Origin of the sequence: Paenibacillus lignilyticus (assembly GCF_017942085.1) — a bacterium.
GTDB classification, from domain to species: Bacteria; Bacillota; Bacilli; order Paenibacillales; family Paenibacillaceae; genus Paenibacillus_Z; species Paenibacillus_Z lignilyticus.
Genome location: NZ_JAGKSP010000003.1, coordinates 505,936 through 532,178 on the forward strand (window position 1 = coordinate 505,936; position 26,243 = coordinate 532,178).

Below are 26,243 nucleotides of genomic sequence, written 5' to 3' on the forward strand. Positions count from 1 at the left end.
CATCTCCTTAAAGGCTAGTTGGTTTTCCTTACTTTTTGTTATAGAAACGGGACAGCTGGCCTTGAATCATGGATGCTTTGCCAGGTCTCTTCTCTAGCAGCTGCTGCTTAAGCAATCGATGCAATTGCGCATCGGAAAGCTCGCGACGCTTTACTTCCGACAGCTCGCTGACGACGGTCGCGTCTTCGGACTCTTTGGATACAGGGTTCATCACTTGCTTAATGCCCGCAATGTTAACGCCCTTCTCGATTAACGATTTAATCTCTAGCAGCCTCTCCACATCGTTGAACGAGAACAGCCGCTGGTTCCCAGACGTACGAGCGGGCACTATCAGTTCATGCTGCTCGTAGTAACGGATTTGCCTCGCGGTCAAGTCGGTCAACTTCATGACGATGCCGATCGGAAAAAGCGCCATATTTCTGCGTATTTCGTCACCCATGTCGCATCAACCTTCCAGTTTCTGATATATGCTACCATTGTACCGCTGTGCCAAAAACGTGTCAAGTCGTGTGAGGTTTAATTACAACCAACTCGCGTTCAGCCAGTACCGTTAAAGCATTCAGAACACCGTATTTGACGTGCGCGTAAGTAAGTCCGCCTTGCATATAAGCGATGTACGGTTCCCGGATCGGAGCGTCAGCTGACAGCTCCAAACTGCCCCCTTGCATGAAGGTTCCGGCAGCCATAATAACAGGGTGTTCATAGCCGGGCATGTCCCATGGTTCAGGCACCACATGAGCGTCAACCGCCGATGCTTTCTGCACGCCCTGCACGAAAGCAATCAGCTGCTCCGCTCGCTCGAAGCGAATCGCTTGGATCAAATCCGTGCGCGGCGCATCGAAACGCGGATTGCTTTCGAAGCCGAGCAGCTCGAACATGGCTGCGCCGAAGACGCTTCCCTTGAGCGCTTGTCCGACCAAATGCGGAGCCAGGAACAAGCCCTGGTACATCGCACGAAGCGTTCCAAGCGTAGCTCCCACCTCTCCGCCGATTCCCGGTGCCGTCAGTCTGAACGAGGTCAGTTCAACGGCCTTCTTCGTACCGGCCACGTATCCGCCCGTTGGAGCAATGCCCCCGCCGGGATTCTTGATCAGCGAACCCGCCATTAGATCAACGCCAACTTCCGTCGGTTCCAGTTCTTCGGTAAACTCGCCGTAACAGTTATCTACGAAGACGTACACATCGGGTTTCAATGCCTTCACCTTTTTAACCATCTCACCGATTTCCGCAACCGTGTAAGAAGCTCGCCAGTCGTAACCGCGCGAGCGCTGAATGCCAATGACTTTAGTCCGCTCTGTGATTCGTGCTGCAACTGTCTCCCAATCGATAGAACCGTCAGCCAGTGGAGCAACTTCGCCGTAGCCGATTCCGAAATCCTGCAAAGAGCCTTTCCCGTCACCGGGTTTACCGATGACTTTATGCAGCGTATCATACGGTTTACCCGTTATGTACAACAGATTGTCCCCAGGGCGAAGAAGCCCGAATAAGGCGCAGCTGATTGTATGCGTGCCGGATACGAAATGCGGTCTGACAAGCGCCGCTTCCGCCCCCATAACGTCTGCATACACCAGATCCAGCACTTCGCGACCGCGATCGTTATAGCCATATCCCGTCGACCCGTTAAAATGATAATCGCTGACGCGGTGCTTCTGGAAAGCATCAATAACTTTCCATTGATTGCGTTCACTGATTCCATCGATTGAACGAAAAACAGGGGCGGCCTGCATTTCTGCAGCCTCCGCCCACTTCGTTAACTCCAGCCATTGTTCACTCTCTTGCTGTTTCACTTTCCTCTGTCTCTCCTCATGAATCTCAACTTTATCGTATCGTTACACTTGCTCCGCATAGGCAGCAAGCCGATGTCCATGTACTTTAAAATCTTGTTTGTTCAGTTCTACCGTCAGTTTAATGATGTCGCCGTCAACCGCTTGCTCAATAACGTCACCTGTGCGGTAAGCTAACGCGATCAGATCGCCTCGATCAGCCGGCACATGGAATACACGCGTATCTCCGCTAAGCTTATCCTGAACGGTTTGCAGCAAGCGCTGCAGATCATCCTTATTGAACGCGCTCATGACCAGCGTATCTTGACCGCCTGCACGCAGGAACTGATGATCGTCACCGATGCACATATCGATCTTGTTATAGACCATAATTGTCGGTTTGCCGTCTGCGCCAAGTTCACGCATGATGTTGTTCACGACCGAAATCTGTTCCTCGCGCATTTCAGATGCGCTGTCAATGACATGAAGCACCAAATCCGCTTCGCATACCTCTTCCAGTGTTGCCCGGAATGCCGCAACCAAATCATGAGGAAGATTCTGGATAAATCCTACCGTATCCGTCAACACCACTTCTTTGCCGCTCGGAAGCTCCAAGTTCCGGGAGGTAGGGTCAAGCGTAGCGAACAGTTGGTTCTCCACATACACGTCAGCCTGCGTCAACTCCCGCAACAACGTCGATTTACCCGCATTCGTATAGCCTACTAAGGCAACCTGCTGCACGCCCGACTTCCGTCTGCGCTCACGATGAAGGGTTCGGTGTTTCACAACCTCATCCAGGACGTTCTTCAGATCGGAAATCCGATCCCGGATATGGCGACGATCGGTTTCAAGCTTGGACTCACCGGGTCCTCGCGTCCCGATACCGCCGCCAAGCCGCGACAAATTCTTGCCGTGGCCGGACAGCCGCGGTAGCAAATAGCTCAGCTGTGCGAGCTCAACTTGAATAATGCCTTCACGCGTCTTGGCACGCTGAGCGAAGATATCGAGGATGAGCTGCGTCCGGTCGATGATTTTCAAATCCAACGCTTCCTCGAGATTGCGAACCTGCGCGCCGGAGAGCTCTTGATCGAAGATTGCCGTCGTTGCACCAAGTTCATCCGACATCGCCCTTAGTTCCTCGACTTTGCCTTTGCCGATAAACCACTTGGTATCGACTTTTTCTTTGTTCTGCGTCATGGACGCGAGCACTTCGACGCCTGCTGTTTCGGCCAAGCTCACAAGCTCCTGCAGAGATAGCTCGGGATCGCTTGAGCCCCGTTTAATATTAGGCGTCACTAGGCTGACGAGTATCGCTCGGTCCTGTAAATCCGTATCGGTATCATAGGTTGATTGCCGCATGGGTTAATTGCCACTCCTTCATACTTGCCGGTTACTTTTCCCACTTCAGATCTTCCGGCCGAACTGCCATCAGCTCTTGTTTTCCCGGTGATCCGGTAGGATATTGATTCAATAAACGCACCGCTTGGTGCCGAAATGCCTTCTCGATCACGTTGCGCACATAACGAGCATTGCTGAACGCAAACATCGTCATCGTTTTCTCCTGCATGAGATGCTGTCGCAGCTTGAATACGGATTGCGGCATCAGGGTGTAATCCCGATCCTTCGCCATCAGCTCCGCAATCTGAATCAGTTGATCGATGGAGTAGTCCGGGAAATCAATCTGGATGGGGAACCGAGATGGAAGCCCGGGATTAGTAAGGAGGAAATGCTCGATCTCTAGCGGATATCCGGCCAAAATCAACACAAATTGATTCCGATGATCCTCCATGGCTTTAACCAGGGTATCGATCGCTTCTTTCCCAAAATCCTTCTCTCCGCCTCGAGCTAAGCTGTACGCTTCGTCCACAAATAACACGCCGCCCAGCGCCTTGCGCACCAAATCACGTGTTTTCTGCGCCGTATGCCCGATATATTCGCCGACTAGATCCGCCCGCTCCACTTCGATCATATGCCCCTTAGAGAGCACGCCCATCTTGTTAAACAGCTTGGCAACGATTCTCGCAATCGAAGTTTTGCCTGTCCCCGGATTTCCCGTGAAAATCATATGATACACATGCGAACCGCCTGTCAATCCGGCATCAGAACGCATCCGGCTGATCTGCAATAGCGCATAGATTTCATAAATAAGCAGCTTTACATTATCAAGCCCCACCATCGAATCAAGCTCACGGCCAATTTCGAGAAACGGATCATTGGCGGATAACGGTTTGGCAACCGCTACCGGCTCACTCTCCAGCGCTTGCGCCGAGCTGCTCGTGGATGCGTAAGACTCACTGCTGCGCAGCACCACATTGATCTGCCGCGAAGGTCTGCCGCTGCCGTTCCCTCCTGTTGATACAACTCGTTCGTCCATCTGCTTCATCACCTATCCTTCGCTGAATCATCGGCATAAGCTGCACGTATAATCCATTGTATTCTAGTGAATTCAGCCATATTAACAGTTTTCAAAGGAGCCTAGCCCCATTGATATTTAGAACGAATTCGGCAGATTGACACCCATTCGGAGCAGCAATTCATCCATTTTCCACTTCGTAAAAGCCAGCACTTCACGAGATTGATTGAAAGCAACGGACAAAACTTGAGACTTCAGACCAAGCGCGGTCGTTGCTGCAGGGTAGTCCAAATATGAGGCGATATCAGCAGCTCTCGGCGCGTGAAAATCATGCGATACAATCAGCAGCTTCTCCCAGCCCCGTTTCTTCGCCAAGGGTTTGCTAAACAGCAAATTCTCATAGGTGCTTCGAGAATCTTCCTCCAGCACCATCCGTTCAGCCGGGACGCCTTTGGACACCAAGTAATTACGCATGCCTTCCGCTTCGGAAAGCGTAGACCCATTATGATCATGTCCGCCGGACAGAATAAAATACTTCACGTTGCCCTGCTTGTACAATTGAAGCCCTAAATCGAGCCGCTCGCGCAGACCGGGGCTTGGCTGATCAGACCATAGCGCTGCACCCAGAATGACAGCCGCATCCGCTTTGGGGACAGGCTTAGGCATCTCATAGCTGTTGATGACCCATAGCAGATAAGCACACCAGAAAGCGCCTAAGGCCATGACCCAAGCGCAGATCCGCAGAAGGAGAAGGAACTTGTTCGACCGTTTGCGGGCACTGCGCTTATGAGGTCGTTTTGCAATGACCGTTTGCTTCATGATTCACTTAGCTCACCGTTCTGGGCAAGCGCCTTACGATGCTTCAGGCTCAGCGTGAAATAACGGAATCGACCGTTACGGATCGTGGATAAGAGTCGGCCTGCCGTCTTGCGTGCGAGCGCCGCATCTTTGTTCGTCACCGTACCTTGACTCACAGCTTCTTCCAGTTCGTCTTCATCAAGAAGGAACACCTCGCCGCTTGGCAGCACGACAACATCCAGATACAAATCATCGAACCAAGGTACCTGCTGATCCGTCAGACCTTGTGTCTTGCAAATATCGATATACCATTGAACGACCCGGTTCTTATCATCGAACATAGTCGTTACGACAAAATGTTCACCGCGAGGGAAATGCTGCATCCACAAATATCCGCGGTCAGCCAGGCATAATTTCCGCCCATTGTATTCTTTCCAAAGCGGTTCGCGCAATTCGTGAATGCGGTAGAACGTCACAAGTCCTTTAAACTCGTCTGCGTCCATCGCGAGGCACGTATAGCTTCTACGCAGGATGCGGCGCCAGTTGGCTCGGTCAGAAAATTTTCGTTTCATACGGAACGACCTTTCCGTTAGGATCGCGCCCTTAAGTTGCGGCGCAGAACGCGTACAACTGCACGACTGGTTCCTGTCTAAGTCTCATGCAGCAGGGTAGAATTACCTCATTAAAAAAAGCTTACCACAACTTACCGTCTATCTCCAGCGACCCGGGAAAATAAACCAAGCCCTCCTTGTCCAGGAACAAAAATAAGGAGAACAGCGCGGCTGCTCTCCTTGTGGAACTTCCTTATTTCTCCGAAATGCTGACGGATTCGATCGTTACATCTTCTGTCGGCTTGCTGTCCGTCGGTTCGCCATTCCCAGGTCCAACCGGCGTATTCGCAATTGCCGTCACAATGTCCATCCCCTTCGTCACTTTACCGAAGATTGTATAATTCGGCTGCGAGTTGAGGAAATCAGCGCCTGCACCGGTGCAAATAAAGAACTGGCTGCCACCGCTTTCGGGCTGGCCCGTATTCGCCATGGCTAGAATACCTGCCTCGAACTTATGACCGTTGTTAAACTCATCCGGGATCGTATAGCCGGGTCCGCCGGTACCGTTGCCAAGCGGATCTCCGCCTTGTATCATGAAATCCTTAATGATCCGATGAAACTTAACGCCGTCATAGAACTTCTCTTTCGAGAGGAACACAAAGCTGTTAACGGTCTGAGGTGCATCCTTCGCAAACAGCTCAACCGTGAACTCTCCCTTGTTCGTCTTGAATGTGGCGTTGTAGGCCTTCTCCTTGTCGATCGCCATAGCAGGCATTTCCGACCAGGACTTCGGTGAATCTTCTTCGTTTGCGGCACCGCCGGAAGTGTTGTTATCTACCGCTTCTGTCGGTGTACCTTGGTTCTCTTGAACCGAGTTATTGGTTTTGGCTCCACATCCAGCCGTGACAATTAACATGGCTGACAGGATGAATACGAGTGCGGTCCGGTTCATCATAATCTGAAAATCCTCCAAGCGTTGCGTAATGGTAGTCAGCGTAAAGCGTAAACCGAAAGCTTCGATTTACTTCGAATTACATTTTCGTTCAATTAGGGCGTTGTGGGAGGGGGCGAGTTGGTCGCCCCGTTCCCATTCGAATTCCCTGCTCCGGGATCAGGCTGGCCATCCGCGGGAACGGAGCCGTCGCCGCCCGGCGTATTGCCGGAGTCGCCTGTACCGTTCCCCGGATTGTTGCCATTCCCGCTGCCGGGATCGGTCGGCTGGCCGCCGTTGCCTGGCGTTTCACCACCGTTACCCGGTGTTTCGCCGCCATTGCCCGGCGTTTCTCCGCCGTTATTCCCATCCCCCGGAGGCGTTGTGCCATCCCCGGGCTCTTCGTCACCAGGAGGCGTTTCATTGCCGTCTCCCGGCGGAACTTCTCCACCCGGCTCTTCCGTTGGCGGCGGTGTAATCTCCGCTTCCGGAATCTCCACGGTCAATTGATCGGAAGGAGTCCCTTCCATATCTTTGTTCGCATCATAAGCCGTTACATAATAGGTGTAGCTCATCCCCGGTGCAACGGTCATGTCATCAACAGCCGGCTCTAAGGAATCAAGCAGCTTCGTAAAGTCCTTCTCGCTTGCTTCCTTCCGATACACATGATACTGAACGCCTTCTCCTTCAACCGGCGACCATGACAGCTTCACAAATGCGGCTGCCTCATCATAGATCGCATTGAAGTTCGTAATGCCAACCGGCGGTTTCTCTTCCTGGACATCGGAAGGTTTCGCGAAACTGCCTTTCTTCACGCCTTTAATGGCATCTTTCATGACTTTCCCGAACATGGCGGCGGATTGCGCGCTGCTCTTCTTGATCATATGATTCTTGTCCGTAATATCATAGCCCATCCAAACAACCGCTGTCCATTCAGCCGTATAGCCGGCGAACCAGGCATCGCGATTATAGCCTGTTTTCAAGCCGGGAATACCATGCTGCGTCGTACCCGTTTTGCCTGCTACCGGGCGATCAATGCGAGCAGCCGTACCCGTACCGCCTTTCTCGGTTACTGCCTGCATCATATCGGTCATATAGTAAGCCGTTTCCGGACTCATCAGCTGTTCAGGCTGAGGCGCATCGTACTGGTATAGAACTTCCTCGTTCTTATCGGTAATTTTGATCAACGCGTGCGGATCTACCGATTTGCCTTCATTGGCGAAGGCGCTGTATGCTCGTGCCATTTCGAACGGGGTAACACCATTGGTTAAACCGCCGAGGCCGATCGCAAGGTTGCGGTCTCTGGAGCTGTCCAGCTCGAAGCCCATTTTATCCGCGAATTTCAGACCGGTTTTCACGCCGATCTCGTTTAACAACCATACAGCGGAAGCATTGCGAGACTCTTTCAACGACTGCCTCATCGGGACAGGACCGATATATTTCACTTTGTTCGAATCGGTCGGACAGTACGAGCCGTAGCAAGTCTTCACATCCTGCAGAATCGACCACGGATACCAGTCGCCGCTCTCCACCGCCGGTCCATAGACGGTAATTGGCTTAAAGGCCGAGCCCGGTTGACGACGTTCAACAACGCGGTTCGTGCCTTTGTTCACATAATCCCGGCCGCCGACCATCCCTTGAATCTCGCCGTTACGGTGGTCGACGATGATCATCGCGCCTTGAACCTGCTTATCGTCGACACTCTTCTCGAAGTTGTCGTCATCTTCGAATTCGCGCGCCATGACCGATTGCGCTTGCGTATTCAAGGTCGTATAAATTTTGTAACCGCCGACGCGCAGTTCTTCCTCGGTTAAACCGCTCTTCTCCACCGCTTCATCGACGACATAATCAATGAATGTAAGATTGGAATCGTCCGCCGTGTTCGTTTGATTCTCCGGACGCTTATATTCAACAGCCTTGGCTTCATCCATCTCGGCCTGCGTGATGTAGCCCTGATCAAACATGAGCTGCAGAACGACCGAGCGTCGCTCTTGCGAATTAATCGGATTATTAATCGGGTTATAATTGCCCGGTGCCTTCGGAATGGCAGCTAAGGTCGCCATTTGCCATAGCTTGAGATCTTTAAGCTCGGTGTCAAAGTAAAAGCTCGCCGCTTCTTTAATCCCATAAGCACCTTTACCGAAGTAAATCCGGTTTAAATACATCGTAATGATCTCGTCTTTGGTTTTCTTATGCTCCAATGCAATGGCAATTGAAGCTTCCGTTGCTTTACGGAAGAAGGTTTTGTCCTGCGTCAGGAACAAATTCTTCGCGAGCTGCTGGGTTATTGTACTGCCGCCCTCAACTGCGCTGCGAGCCACGATATCTTTTACAACCGCTCTTCCGATTGAATAAAGGTCGATCCCGGAATGTTCCTCGAAGCGGCGGTCCTCTGTCGCAATGACGGCTTCGCGCATAAGTAACGGAATGTCATCAAACTCCACCGTTTCGCGGTTTCCGCCAGCCGAAGACAGCTTGGTAACTTCTTTGCCCTTCGCATCATAAATCGTCGAAGATTCCGGCAATATGAATTTATCCTGATTCTCGGCCAGAATGCGTTCGCCGTTCAAAATAATCAACAAATAACCGATGATGCCGCATACTATGGCAACCGCCCCGGTAAAAAACAGCCAGACGGCCCATTTACGTTTTTTGTTGGTTTTCTTGCTTTTTTTCTCTACCTTCTTGTTCCTCGTGCTGCGTGGTCCATCAGCCATAAGCTCAGGTCCCCTCCAGTTCTGTCACTCCTAAATTGTGCACTCTCTCTATTTATACCCTATATGAGTAAACGGCAACAGGAGGTTTGAAACATCTTCATCCGGCGAACTCCTGCCCATCAAAAAAAGAACAACCCTGCACGTCGCAAGGGTTGCTCTGTCGTGCCGCTATCCAATTAAACGTTACATGTTCTGAAAAGGTTTCAAAACATGCGCTCCGGAAGTTACGCTTCGTTGTCTTGAACCTGCATGAGCGAAACATTGCGCTGCGGGGTAAAAGTCGAGATCGCATGCTTGTACACCATTTGCTGACGGCCTTCGCTGTCAATGACGATCGTGAAGTTGTCGAATGCTTTGATGACACCGCGAATTTGAAAACCGTTTGTCAAATAAACGGTTACCGGCACGCTGTCTTTGCGGAGTTGATTCAGAAATGTATCCTGAATGTTGATTGATTTGTTCATTGCGCGTTACCCCCATCGTCAAAAGGTTGGTTAAAAGTATATTCAATATCGATCTTAAACTTTCCTGCTATTATACCATAAATTGCTTGCAAATTCTTGTGAAAATTTTCATCCGTGTCAATCCAATGGATATCGCTCATATGGCGGAACCAAGACAGCTGTCTTTTGGCAAACCGCCTGGTATCGCGTTTAAGCAGTTCAACAGCTTCTTCGAGCGTGAGATGACCTTCTAAATAAAGGACGATTTCCTTGTAGCCAAGTCCGTGCATCGACACCGCATTCGCCGGAACACCGTCAGCAAGCAGCCTCTTAACCTCGTCGACAAGTCCTTCATCCATCATGGCATCAACTCGCTCGTTGATCCGTTCATACAGCTTCGCGCGGTCCATTGTGAGACCGACAATACAGAGTTCGAACGGCGAAGTCTTTTTCTGTCCTTCTAGCTGCTGCGAAACCGTCGAACCTGTCAAGTGATGCACTTCCAACGCGCGAATGACGCGGCGCTGGTCGTTCGGATGCAGCCGATCGGCCGCCTCCGAATCTACGGCGCGAAGCCTTTCATGAAGCGCTTCTGCGCCATGCGCCAATGCATAGAGGCGCTGCTCTTCCCGATAAGCATCATCAGAGCCCACTTCGGCAAAATCATAACCATAGGCGACCGATTCCACATATAGTCCGGTACCGCCTACGATAAAAGGCAGCTTGCCCCGGCTCTCAATCTCCGGAATAAGCACCGCGCAGCGCTCTTGAAATTCAGCAACCGAGAAGGAATGGGTCGGATCGCAAATATCGATTAAATGATGCGGGATCCCTTCCCGCTCCTCCGGTTTGATTTTGGCGGTACCGATGTCCATGCCTTTATAAACTTGAATGGAGTCGCCGGAAATGATTTCGGCATTGCATGCTTTGGCGAGCTCCAGGCTTAATCTTGTTTTGCCGACCGCTGTCGGGCCGATCAGCACTAGCAGCTTCGGCTTGCTGCTCTCTGTATGGGTTGTCGCTGAGCTCATGTTGGCAGAATCACTCCGTAAGCTATTTTATTAATATGCCGCCGCTCGAAGCCAAGCCGCTGAAATTCATCGCTGCCTTGGTGCTCCTTGAGGACAACCATTTTGCGGGCTACACGGGTGGCCTGACGAACCGATTCTTCCTGAAGCGCCTCATTGTTGGCGAGTCCTCGCAAGGGCTGTAACGCAGATGAATCATGCATCGGCTTGCGGAACATCGGATCGAAGTAAACGATATCCACGCTTTTATCCGGCAAAGCGGACAAATAGTCGATATGGTTCGTATGACGCATTTCAATTCGACGCAGCGCCGCGTTCACGTCTGCATGCTCGGTCTCGTAAGTCTTCAGCCCTTCACGAACGACGGTATACAGCATCCTTTCGCTTTCAAGCGCCGTTACGCGGCCTTCTTCCCCAACTGCGAAAGCAAAAACCAGCGCATCTGAGCCTAGGCCTGCCGTGCAATCAATAACATGATCGCCGGGCTGACAGCCTGTGAGCGAGACAAGCGGATCGGCTTCGCCTTTGCGCATCCGTTTCACGCGCACATAAGCCATGCTGGGATGAAAATACAGCGGCTCCTCCGATTCCTCATAATAGCGTAGTCCTCGGTCGTCCGCAACAAGCAGGCGATTGTCGTTGTATTTCGTTTTGAGCAGGCTGAGCGAGTCTTGTTTACGAGGAACAAATCGGCCTCCAAGCTCTTCTGCCAGCCCGGCAGCATAGGCAGCCTGCTCCGGTGTAGGCTTGTGCGGCGTAGTGACGATCATGACATCACCCGCTTAAACATCTTCTCCAGCTGATAGGTGGTCATATGGACCACAATCGGTCTGCCATGCGGGCAAGTGTAAGGCTGGATGCATGCTCCAAGTCTGCGCAGCAGTCCTTCGCCTTCTTCGCGCGTCAATCTGTCATTCGCTTTGATGGATGCTTTGCAGGAACACATGATGGCGGATTTCTCTCGCATTTTGCCGATATCGATTGCTCCTCGCTCACTGATGAGCCACTCGGCCATCTCTTCGATGACATTGTGTTCTTCGCCTTCAGGGAGCCATTCCGGATAGGAGCGCACTAAGAAGGTATGCGCCCCGAACGGTTCGAGCTCGACACCGGCCGCCTGCATGTAATGCAGCTTGCCCTTCAAGGCAGCCGCCTCCGCTTGCGTAAATTCCATGGTCAGCGGCACTAGCAGCTGCTGACTTGCCTGCTCCGGTCTGCTGAATTTCTCGAAGAAATATTCATAATTGATACGTTCATGCGCCGCATGCTGGTCGATCAAGAAGAGTCCCTCTTCGTTCTGCGCGATGATATAGGTGCCATGCAGCTGCCCGATCCAGTACAGCTCGGGAAACGCCGGCGTTGCAGGATCACGCGGCGGTTGAGATACGGCTGCGTAGCTTGATGAAACCGCTCGGGCGCTTGTGAAATCATTTGAATTGCTCGCATGGCTATCAGACGCTTGGGCAGACTCCGGTGCATTGCCGGCAGTGGAAGCCGGCTTAGCGCCTTGATCCGGTTGGCTTCCTACGTTATTCGGCGCGTAGTTCGGCTCGGATTCCCGCGCAATCGCCCCCTGTGTGCTTGGCGGTGCGTAGAGTCGTTCCGTCGCATCTTTGGGAATGGCAGCTCGATTGACTCCTGCTTGCCAATCCGGCGTATAACTGCGGCTCTCTTGACTGCGAGACTGAGCATTGTTGTTGCTGGCAATCGATTGCGGCTTTTCCCCCAAGGTCGTCGCCTGATACGGCTGCTTTGCTTGCGGTTGCTGCGGTGCTGCAGCGGAGGGAACGCCGGAATTGCTGCTCGCAATCGCTTCCTCCGCAATATCCAGAGCTGCAGCGATTTCTGCCGCAGATAACGCTTGCCCGCCAGACGGGGCTGTTGACGGCGCAGCCTTCGGGAACGTATCATCCGGTTGATGGAAAGAGATACGATCCTGAATGAACAGCGGCTTCGAGCGTTCTGTAGTCGCTGCCGGGCCAGGGATATGCCGCTGCTTGCCGAGTGCGCGTTTGACAGCTTCCTCGATAAACTCGCGCAATTCCGCTTCTTTGCTGAAGCGCACCTCCATTTTGGAAGGATGCACGTTAACGTCCAGCAAGCTCGGATGCATGCCGAGCTCGAGCACGACCATAGGGAATCGATTAATCGGAAGCAGCGTGTGATAGGCTTGCATAATCGCCTGATTGATCACGAAGCTCCGGATATACCTGCCATTCACGACGATTGTAATTCCATTGCGGTTCGATCTCGTCTGCTCGGGTTTCGAAATAAAGCCTTGCAGCTCATAATCCGGATGTTCGCCGGAAACCGGCAGCATCGCCTTAGCCGTCGCTGTGCCATAAATCGCCGCAAAGGCTTGCAAACGATCGCCGCTCCCTAATGTGCGAAGCAGCAGACCGCCGTTATGCTTTAATGTAAAAGCGATCCCGGGATGCGCCAGCGCCAGACGGTTGACGTAATCCGCAATATGACCGATCTCCGTTTGGATCGTCTTCATATACTTAAGCCTGGCAGGTGTATTATAAAACAGCTCGCGCACGCTAATATCCGTCCCTTGCGGCGCATTGGCTTCTTCATTTGCAGTAATCGTACCGCCTTCAATAACAAGCCGCCGGCCAAGCCCGGTTTTCTCCGGGGATGACACACATTCTACGCGGGCTACAGCGGCAATACTCGGAAGCGCCTCACCGCGGAAGCCGAGGCTCGCGATACGAAACAAATCTTTGCTGGACGAAATTTTACTCGTTGCATGTCTGTAGAACGCCGTCTCGATATCATCGCCCTCGATGCCGGAGCCGTTGTCCGTTACGCGCACAAGGGTCAGACCGCCCTCTTCGATTACGATATCGATGGCACTGCTGCCTGCGTCAACCGCATTCTCTACGAGTTCCTTCACTACGGACGATGGCCGCTCCACCACTTCGCCTGCGGCGATTTGGTTGGCTAATTGCTCGTCCAAGATGCGGATTTTGCTCATCTCGACCATACACCTCCTCAGCTATCATTGCTCGTCGTTTAGCTTGAGCTTCATATCATTCAGCCATTGCATCGCCTGCATCGGCGTTAAATTAAACAGATCCAGCTTCCGAAGCTGTTCGGCCAGCTGCTCTGCGCGGGTATTCCCCTTCCGTTGCTTGCCGGTGCTTGGAGCTGCTTCTTCGAAAATAGAAAGTTGAACGACACCTGTCGCTGCTGCTGGTTCGGGAACATGTACAGGTTCAACGATACGAGGCGGTTGCACAGCTGCAGGAATCTTAGCTGCTTCTTCGGTTGGCGCTGCATAAGCGGCGGCAGCTTCCGCGGCATAAGGAAGCTTAACCGCGGCGGCAGCCGCTAGGTTTTCATGATCCGTGTGCAGCTCTAGCAGCGAATACGCGCGCTCAATGATGCTGCCGGGCAATCCGGCCAGCTGTGCGCAGTAAATCCCATAGCTGCTGCCGGCAGCGCCCGGAACCAGCTTGCGCAGGAAGGTGACATTGTCGCCGGTTTCCTGAACGGCCATGCAGGCATTCGCTAACCGCGGAAGCGTATCGCCCAGATGGGCCAATTCATGAAAATGCGTCGAAACAAGCGCTTTACAGCCGACTTCATGATGAACAAACTCAATAACCGCCTGCGCAATCGCCATACCCTCGCCCGTCGATGTGCCGCGTCCCAGCTCATCGATAATCACTAAACTTTGAGCCGTTGCTTTCTCCGTCATGATTTGGATGTCCTTCATCTCTACCATGAACGTGCTTTGCCCGCCGATCAGATCGTCGGCAGCGCCAATGCGCGTGAAGATGCGGTCAATGAGCGGAACCTCGGCGAACTTCGCCGGTACGAAGCTGCCGATTTGAGCCATGATGCTGACCAAGGCAACTTGGCGCATATAAGTGCTTTTTCCCGCCATATTCGGTCCGGTAATGAGGAGCATGGAGGCTTTATCCGCACCGTTCGCAAGCGATGTGTCGTTAGCAATGAATGATGCGTCCATAACGGCCTCGACTACGGGATGGCGACCTTCCTGCACGACAAAATCGTACCCTTCCGTCACTTTCGGCTTCACATAACGCTGCTCGCCGCTGACGGTAGCAAGGGATTGGAACACGTCCAGGGCAGCCAGCACTTCGGCAAGCTTCTGAAGCCGGTGCAGATGAGCGCTCAGATGATCACGAAGCTCAACAAACTTGGCATACTCAAGGTCGACCATTTTATCTTCTGCTTCGAGGATTAACGTTTCTTTCTCCTTCAGCTCCGGTGTTACATAACGTTCTGCGTTCGTTAACGTCTGTTTGCGTTCATAACGGCCTTCCGGAAGGCTGCCAATGTTCGCTTTGGACACTTCCAAATAGTAGCCGAACACTTTGTTGTAGCCGATCTTCAGCGACTTGATGCCGGTCGCCTCGCGCTCTCTGCGTTCCAGCTCTGCAAGCCACTTCTTGCCGTTCACGCTCGCTTCTCGAAGCTCGTCCAAATAACGGTCATATCCGGCACGGATCAATCCGCCTTCACGCACGGAAACCGGCGGCTCTTCCACGATGACCGTCTCGATCATCTCGGCCAGGTCAGCGCAGTGATCGACGTCCTTTACCAGCTTGCGCAAAGTCTCAGAGTCCGACTCGGCACAGAGCGCTGCAATGGCAGGCACATGCTGCAGGGATGACTTCAGTGCATTCAAATCCCTGCCGTTCGCGCTTCCGTATGCTACCCGCCCGACTAGTCGCTCCAGATCGTAGATTTCATTCAGTTCACGGCGCAGCTCATCACGCAAAATAAAATTGCCATACAGCCTGTCTACCGCTTCAAGCCGCTCATCAATCGCCGCCTTCGACAGAAGCGGCTTGTCGATCCACCTTCTCAGCAGCCTTGCTCCCATCGAGGTGCGCGTCCGATCCAGCAGCCATAGCAGCGAACCTTTCTTGTTACGATCGCGTACCGTTTCGACTAACTCTAGGTTGCGTCTCGTAAACGGATCAAGAATCATATATTGATTCGGCTCATAGACCGATATTCGTCTTACATGGCCCAGCGAGCGCTTCTGCGTCTCGTCCAGATAACCGGTCAACAAGCTGACAGCGCGGTGTCTGGCAGGTGCAAGCGAATCTAGCGTCAATTGACTGAATTGCTGTGCGAGCCGCTCCGGATCCATTGGCGTTCTCTCCGTGAAGAGGACCGGACGGTTCCAAACCGCCGCTGCCGAGCGAAGCTGCTCCATCGCTCCCGCGTCGCCGACAATCTCGGAAGGATGATAGACGTTTACTTCATCCGTCAACGCTTCTTGTGCAGCTGAGAACGATGTAACATAGAGTTCACCGGTTGTTAAATCACATGCTGCAACGCCGAATGCGCCGCCATGCTCTGCGACCGCTACGATGAAATTGTTCGCTTTATCCGCGAGCGATTTCGATTCCATTACGGTACCCGGGGTTACGACGCGGATGATCTCCCGGCGCACTACGCCTTTGGCAGCGGATGGATCTTCCACCTGCTCGCAGATCGCAACTTTGAAGCCCTTCTCAATCAAGCGTGCTATGTAGCCTTCAGCGGAATGATAAGGTACGCCGCACATCGGAATTTTCTTGTCGCCACCGCCCTCACGGCCGGTAAGGGTGATCTCCAGCTCTCTGGACGCGTTGATCGCATCGTCAAAAAACATTTCATAAAAATCGCCCAGACGGAAAAACAGAATCGCGTCCTTCGCGCCTTCCTTAATGCCCAAATATTGCTGAATCATCGGGGTATATGCAATCATGCGGCCCCTCCTATGTGAATTTCGTATATTTGCGTTCTATGAACAAACAGACCTTCATTATAACAGAAAAAGCGCTCCGGTTGGAGCGCCTTAGTCTACTCTTCACATTATGGCTCGCCGCCGGCGCTCTATTCGCGGATTATGTTGCTCGCTGAGCTACACTTGCGCCGGTGGTGCGCCTTTCGCAGGATTGTGTTGCTCTCAGAGCTAAACATGCGCTGCTGGTAATCCGCCAGACTGTTCGGCTGGGCAGTGGAGCGGTACTACGTACCTCTCTTTGCCCTCATTTCTCCATCTGCATCCCATGAGCGGTACTACGTACCTCTCTTTGACCTCATTTCTCCATCTGCATCTCATGAGCGGTACTACGTACCTCTCTTTGTAGATGCAAATCCCCCCACCACAGCAGCACATGAAAAGGAGAACGTTAACTCTCACACTTGCCAAAAGTTACACCAAAGCCTGTACTTCAACTAACTATGCCGTACTTGCTTCATTGATCGCTTCCCCACCATATGTACCGATCTGAAAACTACTCTCTTTGGGCAGGTTTCTGCTGGATAGGTTACCATGTAGACCTCTTGATGTGCTTCTTCCACCTGGATCGCGACTTTAGCTTCCAAGTAGACCTCCAGATGCGCTTCTTGCACGAATTTCGCTGCCATTGCCATCTATGTAGACCTCTTGATGCGCTTCATATACTTTGAAGCTACTCTAGCTCATTTCGACGCTCTCCCATCAAAGTGTGTTGCCCTAGAAATAACTTATCTTTTTAACTAGTCTATTTCCCACCATTGTGTTGCCCTGAGGGTTACACATCTTCCGCTGGCACGCTTTTCGCGGGATTGTGTAGCTCCCAGAGCCACACATCTATGTCATCACATTACTCAAGCGCTCGCACCGAGCGGTTCGCATGATTAGCTGGAGCTCTGCCCTCCCCACTCCCCGCGGGTATACGCCACTTCGTGCGCAAATCTGCCTCCGTGTCCCACTTCTTCCCCTCGCGAATCGCTATGAACAGCGGTTCGATCCACTGCGCCAGTTCTCGATAGGAACTCGTCGACGCCATCGACGAGACTAACAGATCCATACAGCCGCGCAGCACCTCGCTGTCGCCAGCGTAATAAGCGGCAACATACCGCTCCTCTTCCGCCGGACAGTAGCTGAACGTGTTTGTTTCACGCGCGCAAAGCAGCGCCAGGGCAAAGGCTGCCTTCGCAGCAAGCGGCGAAACAAGCCAGCTCGGCAGCGTGCGATACTCGAATCCGCCATGCGGCTGAAGTCGGAAATCGCCCAGAAAGCCATATTTCGGACGGCGCGACTGTTCCGCCGAGGACTCGATCATCGCTAGCGGGAACGCGATATAGCTATCCAACAGTCGCAGCAGCCTTCCCGTCAAGGAAACACCGCTTAGGTGGATGTGTCCGCCTAACGCAAACCCTGCGGCAGGCATCCCACCTGCCGCCCAGCGCAGCGGCGGTTCGCTCGGAATTCGCTGCGCGGCTTGCTGCAGCAGCTTGCGGATGTTACGCGCAAGTTCATCCGGCGTTGCAGCCGGTGCCGGCCGAAGCTCGGCGATCGGGTACCGAATCTGCCCTCGCACCACAACGGCATCGCAGCCGGCGCCATGCCCGCCTTCCAGATAGCGGGCAGCCGATACCACTCTGCCCTCCCCATCAAGCAGCAGAAATTCAGGATCCGCGCCAATCAGAATTGAAGACGAAGTCGTGAACACTCGTTCCCGTTCCCGCTCTTGCCCTTGCTCTTGCTCTTGCTCTTGCTCTTGCCCTCGTTCTCGTTCCCGTTCTCGCCGTCCCTCTCTACATCCCGCCCCCAGTTCATCCTCTAACCGCAGCACCGCTTCCTTCCAGTACCCTTGCCGATAGTCGGCCAACGAAGGAAGCGTGATGCGCGCGACAAAGCACCGCCCCTGCTCCCCCTCTGCAAGCTCGACGATGCCGTTATCTAGTCCGCAAGCATAGAGCGCCCTAGCCGCTAAGCGGACGAAAGGTTTGTAACGCGCGTCCTCCGCTAGAACCTCCTTACTCACTTCTCCCAGCAGCAATTCAGAATGGCTGCTTATTCGTTTTCTCTTCCGTTCCACCGCGATCGGGAGCAGTTGAAATAATGAGACCTCATAACTCGCGACCCGATTCACTCCCTGCTCCTCTCGCCACGCTGCGGTGCCTGAACGAACGAGCCGTCTGCGAACCTCCTCCTCGTCCCATAACGAGAATGCAGCAGCGCCGGCATTAATGACGAGCGGCTGCTTGGACAATTCACGCCAACCGGCAGCCAAGCCCATCCCGCTTCGCCCCATAAGGACGGCATCCTCAGCGTCCGGGCCGCCTTCCCAGCCTGCCCTTTCCGCGTTGCCGCCGAAAGGGACGAATTCTGCTCCACTGCTCAACCATACCCTGCCAGCCATCGCCGCCAACTCCGATCGCTCTCATTAACAACGAACAAACGTATTCCCATAATTATCGAAAAAAAAGAGGGCTCTCGCCCTCGAATCTTTCCCCGCTCTCGCATACGATACACTAACCTAACTGTAACCCGCTAAAATTACAGTTCGTCGTCGAGCAGCTCCGGATCCAAATCTTCAAAGTCACCATCATCGCCGTAATCGTAATCTTTGCCGTCATCCGAACCACCCGGCAAAGTAGCTACCCACACTTTCGTTTCAGCAACCAGAACGACCGCAAATTCGCGCTCCACGCGAATGACGACGCTGTTCCCGCTGGACGAAATGTTAGCTTCAATGCAATTCGGCTCTTGCGTTGACTCCGCAGATACTTCCTCGGTCGAAGCCCGGTGCTTCGGATCGAGATAGGAGAGCGGCACATGTTCGACGTAGGATAATGTTTCTTTCGCTACGTCAGTCTGCGAGTTTTTGTTGTAAGAATACCAGATGTTGACATCGTAAGTACCGATAACTTCGATCCCGTCTCCGGAACGGACCGCCTCATATTGGTGATTAATAATCCAAGCGCCCAAGATGCTGGTTGGGTGATGAGGCGGCGTAACGTTATGAGTTACTGTGGAAAACTTACGACCTTTGCCGCAGACAGCTTTGGTAATAATTTCTCTAGCCTTAAGCTGTTTATCTGCATAAGCCATCGATCTAACCTCCTCCATACAATCATTCAATTAAAGTGTATGCAGGACATTCGTCTAGGGTGACTATTTCTTTTTGACATGTACAAATTTTATAGGCTAATTCATATTATTAGCAGAATTCATTATACGTTTGCTTCGCGCGCGTCAGCCTTCAGGCTGTTTTTTTGTTTTTTGAGCCGTTTTGCGATGGAGAGATAGCGCCGGAGCTCATGCACCACATGCAGTAGCGCCGCACGCATTTCGAACTCATCCCGGGTTATGGGAAGCGGCATTGTAGGGAAACGGGATTCCAGCTTCAAACGCATCTCATCGACTTTTCCCTCGTATACTTCGGATTTCACATCGTCCGCCAAATGCTCGAACAGCTCCGCGACCAGCTCGCCCTGCGGCAATGATTCATAGACCAGCGCCAATTGCGTTAGCATCAAACTGATGGAGTCGAGCTGCTGCTGACGCATGTCAAAATAATTCGGCCAATAGCGGCTGTACGCACTTCCTTGTCCCCATACCCGATTCTCGCGGGCGATCTCCGAACGCCGGATTCCTTCCTCTATCGCCTGCCCCGCTTCGAGCAGCTCTTCTCCATTCCACACAAGGGACGGCGTGCGAAGCGTCGCTGCCATCGTTTGAAATATTCGGCCGAACTTCTCCTCCGTCACATGCCGAAGCTCAACCAGCTTATGCTCTTCCTTAGGCATATACAGGAAATTAATGACGGTTGCCCAGCCTAAGCCGGTCAACAGCAGCATAATTTCGTTGCCGATCAACGCAGTTGTAACTTCTTCCTTCGCATAGACGTGAAAAACAATGACCGCACTCGTTACGATGCCGTCCTTAAGATGAAACCGCGACAAGATCGGAAAAGCAAACAGCACGAAGAGCGAGATCGTCCAGAGGTGGAAGCCGAGCAGCATAAATAATAAGGAAGCAAAGAACAAACCGAGCACGGAAGCCATGAATCGGTCAAAAGCGCTTCGCAGCCCTTTCATCCGAGTGACTTCTACACCGAGAATAGCTAGCAAACCCGCCGACAGCGGCGGGTCTAGACCAAGATAGTGTGCCGTATATAGAGCGGCAAGCGCCGCTATAGCTGTTTTGATAACCCGGATTCCCATGAATACTCCTTAGTCCGATAGCCGATAACGGACATGCTTCCCCTCAAGCAGCTCCTAGATCGAGATACAGCGACGAGTAAGTCCCAGCTTCATTTTGACACTATCGTACCCCTCTCGTAAGAGGCTAGTCAACTATAGGACTTGAACACGACAACGGCATTATGTCCGCCAAAACCAAACGAATTACTAACGCCGATTTGCAGGTCAGCTTGCCTTGCACGATTCGGCACATAATCCAGATCGCACTCCGGATCCGGATTCTCCTGATTAATCGTCGGCGGGATGATGCCCTCCTGAAGACTCTTCATTAAGGCAATCGCTTGTGCGCCGCCTGCTGCGCCCAGCATATGACCTGTCATCGATTTGATCGCGGAGACCGGAATTTGATTGGCTATCTTGCCGAATACCCGCTTGATCGCAATCGTTTCCGATAGATCGCCAATGTGAGTGCTTGTTGCATGCGCAAAAATTACATCCACCTGGTCAGGTTCGACCGCAGCCTCGCGAAGCGCAGCCTTCATGGCCAGATAGGGTCCGTACCCTTCCGGATGGGTGGCTACCATATGATAGGCATCTGAGCTTGCACCATAACCGATAATCTCCGCGTGAATACGCGCATTTCGCCGCTTCGCATGAGATTCCGATTCCAAGATCACGATGCCTGCGCCTTCTGCCATCACGAAACCGTCACGGCCTTGATCGAACGGCCGGCTTGCTTTGTGAGGCTCATCGTTGCGCGTCGACAAGGAAGTCGCATTGCCAAAGCTGGCTAAAGAGATTTCCGTTATAGCTGCTTCTGCACCGCCGGCAATCACAATATCCGCAGCCCCGCTTCTGATCAGCCTGAATGCTTCGCCGATTGCGGTATTGCCAATGGAACATGCGGTCACCGGAGAGAGCGTCGGTCCATGTGTCCCATAACGGATACTGATCATAGCCGCCGCCATGTTTGATATCATCATGGGCACCAACGTAGGGCTAACACGTTCAGGTCCGCGTTCATGCAGAACGGCATCCTGCTGAAGTAGCGTTTCGATCCCGCCGATGCCGGAGCCCACATACACGCCAATGCGTTCCGCGTCCACCTCTTCTCTAAGCAACCCGGCATCCGCCCACGCCTGATCCGCAGCAGCAAGAGCAAACTGACAGAAACGATCCATCCGTCTGGCTTCCTTGCGTCCGAACAGCTCCTCCGCATCAAAATCTACCACCGTACCGGCAATTTGCGCTTTATGACGCGTAACATCAAACCGATCGATCGGCCTAATTCCTGACTGTCCTTGGACTAATGCCTGCCAGTAGGTATCTATATCAGAACCCAGCGGCGATATAATTCCCATTCCCGTTACAACTACTCGTTCCATCGTACGTCTACCTCCTTGGTATTCTCTCTTGTGATGCTATGGTGTCATATTCGTTATCCTATTACAAGTTGTCGTTTATCCTAGTATAATTAACACCATACTAGTAGCATCATTTGAAGACGGAGTGATTATCATTGAACAATCGATCCCGACTGCAGGCACTGTCAACGTTCCTCAAATCGAAGCGCACCTCGCTATCCCCGGAAGCGGTCGGATTGCCCGCAGGCGGACGCAGAAGGACACCCGGCCTTCGCAGAGAAGAAGTCGCGCAGCTGGCAGGAGTTAGTCATACCTGGTATACCTGGCTTGAGCAAGGACGTGACATCAAAGCCTCCATGTCCGTGCTGGATGCGATATCGACGGCACTTCGCTTAACTTCCGATGAGCGAAAATATTTATATGCCTTAGCTCTCGAAAGCGGGGCCGGGCCCAGCAGCGTACTGGAGGAAACCGCGCAAATCAGTCCTTCGCTGCGCCGCATCCTGCAGGAGCTGCGCAGCTGCCCTACCATTATCTCGGATCGGCATTGTCAAATCGTCGGATGGAATGAGGCGGCCTCCCATGTCTTCATGAACTTCGAGCAGCTTCCTCCCTCTGAGCGAAATATGATCGCACTCTTGTTTGAGCGTCAGGAATTTAGAAGGCTGGCAGGGAATTGGGAGCATTTCGTCAGCGGTTTCCTTGCTATTTTCCGTGCTTATTACGGGCAGTACGTCGACGATGAATGGTATGAGCATTTCCTCGGCCGCATGAAGCAGACACAATCGGACTTTGCCGCGCTGTGGGAGAAAAGCCAGGTAAGCGCCGCTCCGGAGGTACTCATCGAATTCCGTCACGCTAAGGCGGGCAAGATGCACTTCCAATTAACTTCCCTGCAGGTTCATGGCGATACCGATCTGCGCTGTAGCATCTATACTCCGGCACCGGACTCCATGACCGAGAGGAAATTGGAGCAGCTTATGGCCAGAGAATCTGCTGAGGCGGAGTAGCGCTCCCTTAGTTACAAAAAAACCGCTGCCTGCGATCTCTCGCAAGCAGCGGCCTCTAACCTACAGCTTATATATAGCCGTGTATTTCTTCTCCAAATAACGAACCAAGTAATCCGGATCAAGCGGCTTACCCGTAATGTCGATGATCAGTTCCGACGGCGTTCTCAGCTTGCCATACTGATACACTTTATCTGTCAGCCAATCTTTAATCGGATGCAGATTGCCTTTCTCGACATTTTCCCAGAAGTCCGGCATTTCCCGCTCCAAGGTTTCCGTCATTTGAGCCGCATACATGTTTCCGAGGGAATAGGATGGGAAATAACCGAAAGCTCCTCCGGACCAGTGCACATCCTGGAGAACGCCTTCGCCATCTGTAGCAGGCTCAATGCCGAGATATTCTTTGTACTTCTCATTCCATAATTTAGGGAGCTCGGATGCTTTCACGCCTTCATTAAAGATCAGCTTCTCCATCTCGTAACGAATGATAATATGCAGGTTGTAGGTCAGCTCATCCGCTTCAATGCGAATGAGAGACGGCTGCACGACATTCGTTGCGCGGTAGAAATCCTCCATCGGCACATCAAGCTGATTCGGGAAATGCTCTTGCAAATCGCCATAGTACCGGCTCCAGAAGTTTAAGCTGCGGCCGATCACATTTTCCCAGAAGCGGGATTGCGATTCGTGTATGCCCATCGACGTACCCGTGCAGAGCGTTGTGCCGATCAGGTCTTGACGGATATTTTGTTCATATAACGCATGTCCGCCTTCATGAATCGTGCCGAACAACGCGCTGGTCACATCATCATTGAGATAACGCGTCGTAATCCGAACGTCACCCGGATTTAGCCCGGTCGCGAACGGATGCGCACTTTCATCAAGTCTGCCGCCGTTAAAGTCAAAGCCCATTTGATCCAAAATAAACGTGCTGAATTTCTTCTGCGCATCCTTCGCGTACGTCTGCTTCAAGAAACCCGTTTCCGGTTGATGCGGCGATGCGGCGATGGCAGCAGCGAGCGGTACCAGCTTCTCGCGGAGACCCCCGAACACATGGTCCAGTTCTTCCGTGGTCATTCCCGGCTCATACATATCGAGAAGCGTGTCGTAGCGTGTACCTTTGACGCCCCACAGGTCGATGAATTGATTCGTGTATGTAATGATCTTATCCAGATAGGGCTCGAATGACGCGTAATCGTTGTTCGCTTTGGCTTCTTCCCAGAAGGTTTCCGCCTGCGAGGTCAGCACCACGTAATCTTGATACATCTTAGGCGGAATCTTCACGCTGCGATCGTAATCCTTACGGGTTTCCGTTACGAGACGCTTATGAACCTCATTCAATCCTTCATAAGCACTTGGCTCTTCCAGTGCTGTCAGCCATTCGCCGAGCTCCGGAGCTGTGGCAAGCTTGAACATTTGACCGGACAAATTACCGATCGATTGCGAACGGACATCCATTCCTTTACGCGGCGCGCCGGTACGTAAATCCCACGAGAGCAGGGCAATTGATTCCTCGTAACTTTTAATTAGTCCAATCCGTTCTACAAACAAATCCAATTCTTTCGTGCTATTTGTCATCAAAATGTCATCACCTTTCCATAACGTTTAGCCGCTACTACTTGATCATACTTTTTGCAAACCGTATAATCAACCTAATCCTGGCTTTGCACGCAACCTCTACGAAAGGAGATTTGACATGCAATTTTCATTTACTTCATCTGCGATCGAGCAATTGGCTCCTTATATGCAGGGCGGCAGCAAACATCTCAAATTGCTGTACGACACGGAAGGCTGCGGCTGCGTTGTCAGCGGCGTACCCACCTTGCAACTTCTCGAGCAAGCACATCCGGACGATCGTTTAGGCAGCGGAACTCCCTATTCCGTATGGTACGAGCCCCGGTATGAGGTGTTCTTCGAGCCAAACCTCAAAATTGATTATAATGAAGCGCGCCATTCGTTCAGCTTGAAGAGCGACAGCCAGATTTATACCGCCAACCTGCGGTTCATGAAAGTTTAAGACGATTAATAATAGAGATTGCTTTAATTTTGGGTAGGAGGGAAACCAATGAGTAATATCAATGACATTCTGGCTTTTAATGAACAATTTGTTGCCAATCGCGAGTATGAGAAGTATTTGACGGATAAATTCCCACACAAGAAGATGGTCATCGTGACGTGTATGGACACCAGACTTACTGAGATGCTGCCGAAGGCGCTCAATTTGCGCAATGGCGATGCGAAGATCATTAAGAATGCCGGTGCCATCGTGACGCAGCCGTTCGGCAACATTATGCGGAGTATTCTCGTTGCCGTCTATGAGCTTGGAGCGGATGAAGTCGTTGTAATCGGACACCACGAATGCGGGATGACAGGTCTCAATCCCGAACTGGTTATCTCGCATATGCTTGATGCCGGAGTATCTGAAGAAACCATTCGTACGCTTCGCAATTCGGGCATGCACCTGGAGCGCTGGCTGACAGGCTTCGATAACGTGCAAGATAGCGTTGAACGAAGCGTGGGGATCATTAAGAATCATCCTTTGCTGCCTGCCCAAACACCGGTGCATGGCTTGATCATTCATCCGGAAACAGGCAAGCTGGATCTGGTTGTTAACGGCTACGAACCTGCTGCTCAATAAATCATTGTTATTAAAAAAGCTTAGCTGGCAAGCCTGCGCATTGTGCAGAACTTGATCGCTAAGCTTTTTCTGTAGACTGACTACCGCTTCTTCTCCTTCGCTGCGGCAGCGCGTGCGGCAATGACATCGCTTCGATCGCGTAGGGTATGGCGGCTAATAAGCGCTTCATCCATCCGGCTCGGCGCCCCCCAGACATACCCTTCCCGCTCCGCTGCAACTACACTTCGAGCGTGCAATTCCGGATCAACAATCGGCAAATTCATATCTGTAAATGGCAAAGAATCTTCGATAATCTCGATTCTCTCCGCTATCATCGCAATCAGTTGCTCGCCGTTCAGACCGACTTCGTTCAGCAGCTGCGCATCCAGCCGCTTCTCTGCTTGCCGCAAGATCTTGAGCGCCCCGCGATTATTGCGCCTTCTATGATGATAGGATCCTACTGCAATCTGAATGAGCCCTACCCAAATCGAACCGAGCGAGTCGCCGGGATGAGCCTTCCAATATTCCTCGAGCAATTCATGGCATTCAAAATAATCCCGTGTCGCATGAAACTCGTACAAAAACGACTCGTATGCCGCCGGATATTGCTTCAATTGCATCCCTTTCCCCCATTTCCGTAAAATCATTCGCAAAAAGAGAATGAAAACTGAAACCTTTGATTATATTAGACGTAATTGTACTGATTGGCAATATCAGCTGTCT

At 52.3% G+C, this 26,243-nt stretch carries 23 protein-coding genes; 3 read left to right on the forward strand and 20 right to left on the reverse strand.

From position 1 onward, the window contains the following. Positions 1–28 precede the first annotated feature (28 nt). The 18 genes from I8J30_RS11890 to fabF form a co-directional block, all read right to left on the reverse strand. The gene (locus tag I8J30_RS11890; RefSeq protein WP_090985346.1) at positions 29–439 is read right to left on the reverse strand and encodes a MerR family transcriptional regulator; all 411 of its coding nucleotides are present in this window, start codon (positions 437–439) and stop codon (positions 29–31) included. Positions 440–500: 61 nt separating this feature from the next. After that, positions 501–1,760: a methionine gamma-lyase family protein gene (locus I8J30_RS11895; RefSeq protein WP_276316129.1), complete on the reverse strand. Its 1,260-nt coding sequence runs from the start codon at positions 1,758–1,760 to the stop codon at positions 501–503. 69 nt (positions 1,761–1,829) lie between these two features. Further along, the gene (gene hflX, locus I8J30_RS11900) at positions 1,830–3,122 is read right to left on the reverse strand and encodes a GTPase HflX (RefSeq protein WP_210658438.1); all 1,293 of its coding nucleotides are present in this window, start codon (positions 3,120–3,122) and stop codon (positions 1,830–1,832) included. Between the two features lie 31 nt (positions 3,123–3,153). Further along, positions 3,154–4,137 (reverse strand): AAA family ATPase, encoded by a 984-nt coding sequence (locus tag I8J30_RS11905; RefSeq protein WP_091220260.1) that lies wholly within the window; start codon positions 4,135–4,137, stop codon positions 3,154–3,156. A 117-nt stretch (positions 4,138–4,254) separates the two neighbouring features. Further along, the gene (locus I8J30_RS11910; protein WP_210658440.1) at positions 4,255–4,935 is read right to left on the reverse strand and encodes a YdcF family protein; all 681 of its coding nucleotides are present in this window, start codon (positions 4,933–4,935) and stop codon (positions 4,255–4,257) included. After that, on the reverse strand, positions 4,932–5,486 hold the full coding sequence (locus I8J30_RS11915; RefSeq protein ID WP_090985338.1) for a ribonuclease FAU-1 family protein: 555 nt from the start codon (positions 5,484–5,486) through the stop codon (positions 4,932–4,934). Before I8J30_RS11915 ends, I8J30_RS11910 begins: the two co-directional genes overlap by 4 nt. A gap of 232 nt (positions 5,487–5,718) precedes the next feature. Further along, positions 5,719–6,420 carry a peptidylprolyl isomerase gene (locus I8J30_RS11920; protein ID WP_210658442.1) on the reverse strand — a complete coding sequence of 234 codons (702 nt, stop codon included), beginning with the start codon at positions 6,418–6,420 and terminating at the stop codon, positions 5,719–5,721. Between the two features lie 92 nt (positions 6,421–6,512). Next, positions 6,513–9,113, reverse strand: coding sequence for a PBP1A family penicillin-binding protein (locus I8J30_RS11925; RefSeq protein ID WP_210658444.1), 2,601 nt, complete (start codon positions 9,111–9,113; stop codon positions 6,513–6,515). 224 nt (positions 9,114–9,337) lie between these two features. Beyond that, positions 9,338–9,577 carry an RNA chaperone Hfq gene (gene hfq / locus I8J30_RS11930; protein WP_090635997.1) on the reverse strand — a complete coding sequence of 80 codons (240 nt, stop codon included), beginning with the start codon at positions 9,575–9,577 and terminating at the stop codon, positions 9,338–9,340. After that, on the reverse strand, positions 9,574–10,587 hold the full coding sequence (miaA, locus tag I8J30_RS11935; protein ID WP_210658446.1) for a tRNA (adenosine(37)-N6)-dimethylallyltransferase MiaA: 1,014 nt from the start codon (positions 10,585–10,587) through the stop codon (positions 9,574–9,576). Before miaA ends, hfq begins: the two co-directional genes overlap by 4 nt. Further along, positions 10,584–11,354, reverse strand: coding sequence for a class I SAM-dependent methyltransferase (locus I8J30_RS11940; RefSeq protein WP_210658447.1), 771 nt, complete (start codon positions 11,352–11,354; stop codon positions 10,584–10,586). Before I8J30_RS11940 ends, miaA begins: the two co-directional genes overlap by 4 nt. Next, positions 11,351–13,564, reverse strand: coding sequence for a DNA mismatch repair endonuclease MutL (gene mutL / locus I8J30_RS11945; RefSeq protein ID WP_210658450.1), 2,214 nt, complete (start codon positions 13,562–13,564; stop codon positions 11,351–11,353). Before mutL ends, I8J30_RS11940 begins: the two co-directional genes overlap by 4 nt. Before the next feature lie 24 nt (positions 13,565–13,588). Continuing rightward, positions 13,589–16,321: a DNA mismatch repair protein MutS gene (gene mutS, locus I8J30_RS11950; protein ID WP_210658452.1), complete on the reverse strand. Its 2,733-nt coding sequence runs from the start codon at positions 16,319–16,321 to the stop codon at positions 13,589–13,591. A gap of 473 nt (positions 16,322–16,794) precedes the next feature. Next, on the reverse strand, positions 16,795–16,992 hold the full coding sequence (locus I8J30_RS11955; RefSeq protein ID WP_210658454.1) for a hypothetical protein: 198 nt from the start codon (positions 16,990–16,992) through the stop codon (positions 16,795–16,797). Between the two features lie 212 nt (positions 16,993–17,204). Next, positions 17,205–18,749 carry a putative amidoligase domain-containing protein gene (locus I8J30_RS11960; RefSeq protein ID WP_210658456.1) on the reverse strand — a complete coding sequence of 515 codons (1,545 nt, stop codon included), beginning with the start codon at positions 18,747–18,749 and terminating at the stop codon, positions 17,205–17,207. A 137-nt stretch (positions 18,750–18,886) separates the two neighbouring features. Further along, positions 18,887–19,441, reverse strand: coding sequence for an outer spore coat protein CotE (locus tag I8J30_RS11965; protein ID WP_090978422.1), 555 nt, complete (start codon positions 19,439–19,441; stop codon positions 18,887–18,889). 122 nt (positions 19,442–19,563) lie between these two features. Beyond that, a complete protein-coding gene (locus tag I8J30_RS11970) occupies positions 19,564–20,556 on the reverse strand; it encodes an aromatic acid exporter family protein (RefSeq protein WP_210658458.1) in 993 nt (330 codons plus the stop codon). A gap of 128 nt (positions 20,557–20,684) precedes the next feature. Further along, entirely contained in the window at positions 20,685–21,920 is a 1,236-nt protein-coding gene (fabF, locus tag I8J30_RS11975; RefSeq protein ID WP_210658460.1) for a beta-ketoacyl-ACP synthase II, read from the reverse strand. A gap of 134 nt (positions 21,921–22,054) precedes the next feature. Between fabF and I8J30_RS11980 the strand changes: the two genes are divergently transcribed. Beyond that, the gene (locus tag I8J30_RS11980; protein WP_210658462.1) at positions 22,055–22,909 is read left to right on the forward strand and encodes a helix-turn-helix transcriptional regulator; all 855 of its coding nucleotides are present in this window, start codon (positions 22,055–22,057) and stop codon (positions 22,907–22,909) included. 60 nt (positions 22,910–22,969) lie between these two features. On the opposite strand, the gene I8J30_RS11985 is transcribed toward I8J30_RS11980, so the two are convergent. Continuing rightward, the gene (locus tag I8J30_RS11985; protein ID WP_210658464.1) at positions 22,970–24,481 is read right to left on the reverse strand and encodes a carboxypeptidase M32; all 1,512 of its coding nucleotides are present in this window, start codon (positions 24,479–24,481) and stop codon (positions 22,970–22,972) included. 118 nt (positions 24,482–24,599) lie between these two features. Between I8J30_RS11985 and I8J30_RS11990 the strand changes: the two genes are divergently transcribed. After that, positions 24,600–24,920: an iron-sulfur cluster biosynthesis family protein gene (locus I8J30_RS11990; RefSeq protein WP_210658466.1), complete on the forward strand. Its 321-nt coding sequence runs from the start codon at positions 24,600–24,602 to the stop codon at positions 24,918–24,920. 48 nt (positions 24,921–24,968) lie between these two features. Further along, positions 24,969–25,541: a beta-class carbonic anhydrase gene (locus I8J30_RS11995; RefSeq protein WP_210658467.1), complete on the forward strand. Its 573-nt coding sequence runs from the start codon at positions 24,969–24,971 to the stop codon at positions 25,539–25,541. Between the two features lie 80 nt (positions 25,542–25,621). On the opposite strand, the gene I8J30_RS12000 is transcribed toward I8J30_RS11995, so the two are convergent. Next, entirely contained in the window at positions 25,622–26,140 is a 519-nt protein-coding gene (locus tag I8J30_RS12000; RefSeq protein ID WP_210658469.1) for a DUF309 domain-containing protein, read from the reverse strand. Positions 26,141–26,243: the final 103 nt, after the last annotated feature.

Excerpts from the sequence above, each read along its gene's own strand:
- I8J30_RS12000 (WP_210658469.1), bottom strand. The coding sequence starts at position 26,140 with ATGCAATTGAAGCAATATCCGGCGGCATACGAGTCGTTTTTGTACGAG.
- I8J30_RS11985 (WP_210658464.1), bottom strand. The coding sequence starts at position 24,481 with ATGACAAATAGCACGAAAGAATTGGATTTGTTTGTAGAACGGATTGGA.
- I8J30_RS11910 (WP_210658440.1), bottom strand. The coding sequence starts at position 4,935 with ATGAAGCAAACGGTCATTGCAAAACGACCTCATAAGCGCAGTGCCCGC.
- fabF (WP_210658460.1), bottom strand. The coding sequence starts at position 21,920 with ATGGAACGAGTAGTTGTAACGGGAATGGGAATTATATCGCCGCTGGGT.
- I8J30_RS11915 (WP_090985338.1), bottom strand. The coding sequence starts at position 5,486 with ATGAAACGAAAATTTTCTGACCGAGCCAACTGGCGCCGCATCCTGCGT.
- mutL (WP_210658450.1), bottom strand. The coding sequence starts at position 13,564 with ATGAGCAAAATCCGCATCTTGGACGAGCAATTAGCCAACCAAATCGCC.
- I8J30_RS11925 (WP_210658444.1), bottom strand. The coding sequence starts at position 9,113 with ATGGCTGATGGACCACGCAGCACGAGGAACAAGAAGGTAGAGAAAAAA.
- I8J30_RS11965 (WP_090978422.1), bottom strand. The coding sequence starts at position 19,441 with ATGGCTTATGCAGATAAACAGCTTAAGGCTAGAGAAATTATTACCAAA.
- I8J30_RS11990 (WP_210658466.1), top strand. The coding sequence starts at position 24,600 with ATGCAATTTTCATTTACTTCATCTGCGATCGAGCAATTGGCTCCTTAT.
- I8J30_RS11890 (WP_090985346.1), bottom strand. The coding sequence starts at position 439 with ATGGGTGACGAAATACGCAGAAATATGGCGCTTTTTCCGATCGGCATC.
- mutS (WP_210658452.1), bottom strand. The coding sequence starts at position 16,321 with ATGATTGCATATACCCCGATGATTCAGCAATATTTGGGCATTAAGGAA.
- miaA (WP_210658446.1), bottom strand. The coding sequence starts at position 10,587 with ATGAGCTCAGCGACAACCCATACAGAGAGCAGCAAGCCGAAGCTGCTA.
- I8J30_RS11955 (WP_210658454.1), bottom strand. The coding sequence starts at position 16,992 with ATGGCAATGGCAGCGAAATTCGTGCAAGAAGCGCATCTGGAGGTCTAC.
- hflX (WP_210658438.1), bottom strand. The coding sequence starts at position 3,122 with ATGCGGCAATCAACCTATGATACCGATACGGATTTACAGGACCGAGCG.
- I8J30_RS11920 (WP_210658442.1), bottom strand. The coding sequence starts at position 6,420 with ATGATGAACCGGACCGCACTCGTATTCATCCTGTCAGCCATGTTAATT.
- I8J30_RS11970 (WP_210658458.1), bottom strand. The coding sequence starts at position 20,556 with ATGGGAATCCGGGTTATCAAAACAGCTATAGCGGCGCTTGCCGCTCTA.
- I8J30_RS11905 (WP_091220260.1), bottom strand. The coding sequence starts at position 4,137 with ATGGACGAACGAGTTGTATCAACAGGAGGGAACGGCAGCGGCAGACCT.
- hfq (WP_090635997.1), bottom strand. The coding sequence starts at position 9,577 with ATGAACAAATCAATCAACATTCAGGATACATTTCTGAATCAACTCCGC.
- I8J30_RS11995 (WP_210658467.1), top strand. The coding sequence starts at position 24,969 with ATGAGTAATATCAATGACATTCTGGCTTTTAATGAACAATTTGTTGCC.
- I8J30_RS11940 (WP_210658447.1), bottom strand. The coding sequence starts at position 11,354 with ATGATCGTCACTACGCCGCACAAGCCTACACCGGAGCAGGCTGCCTAT.
- I8J30_RS11960 (WP_210658456.1), bottom strand. The coding sequence starts at position 18,749 with ATGGCTGGCAGGGTATGGTTGAGCAGTGGAGCAGAATTCGTCCCTTTC.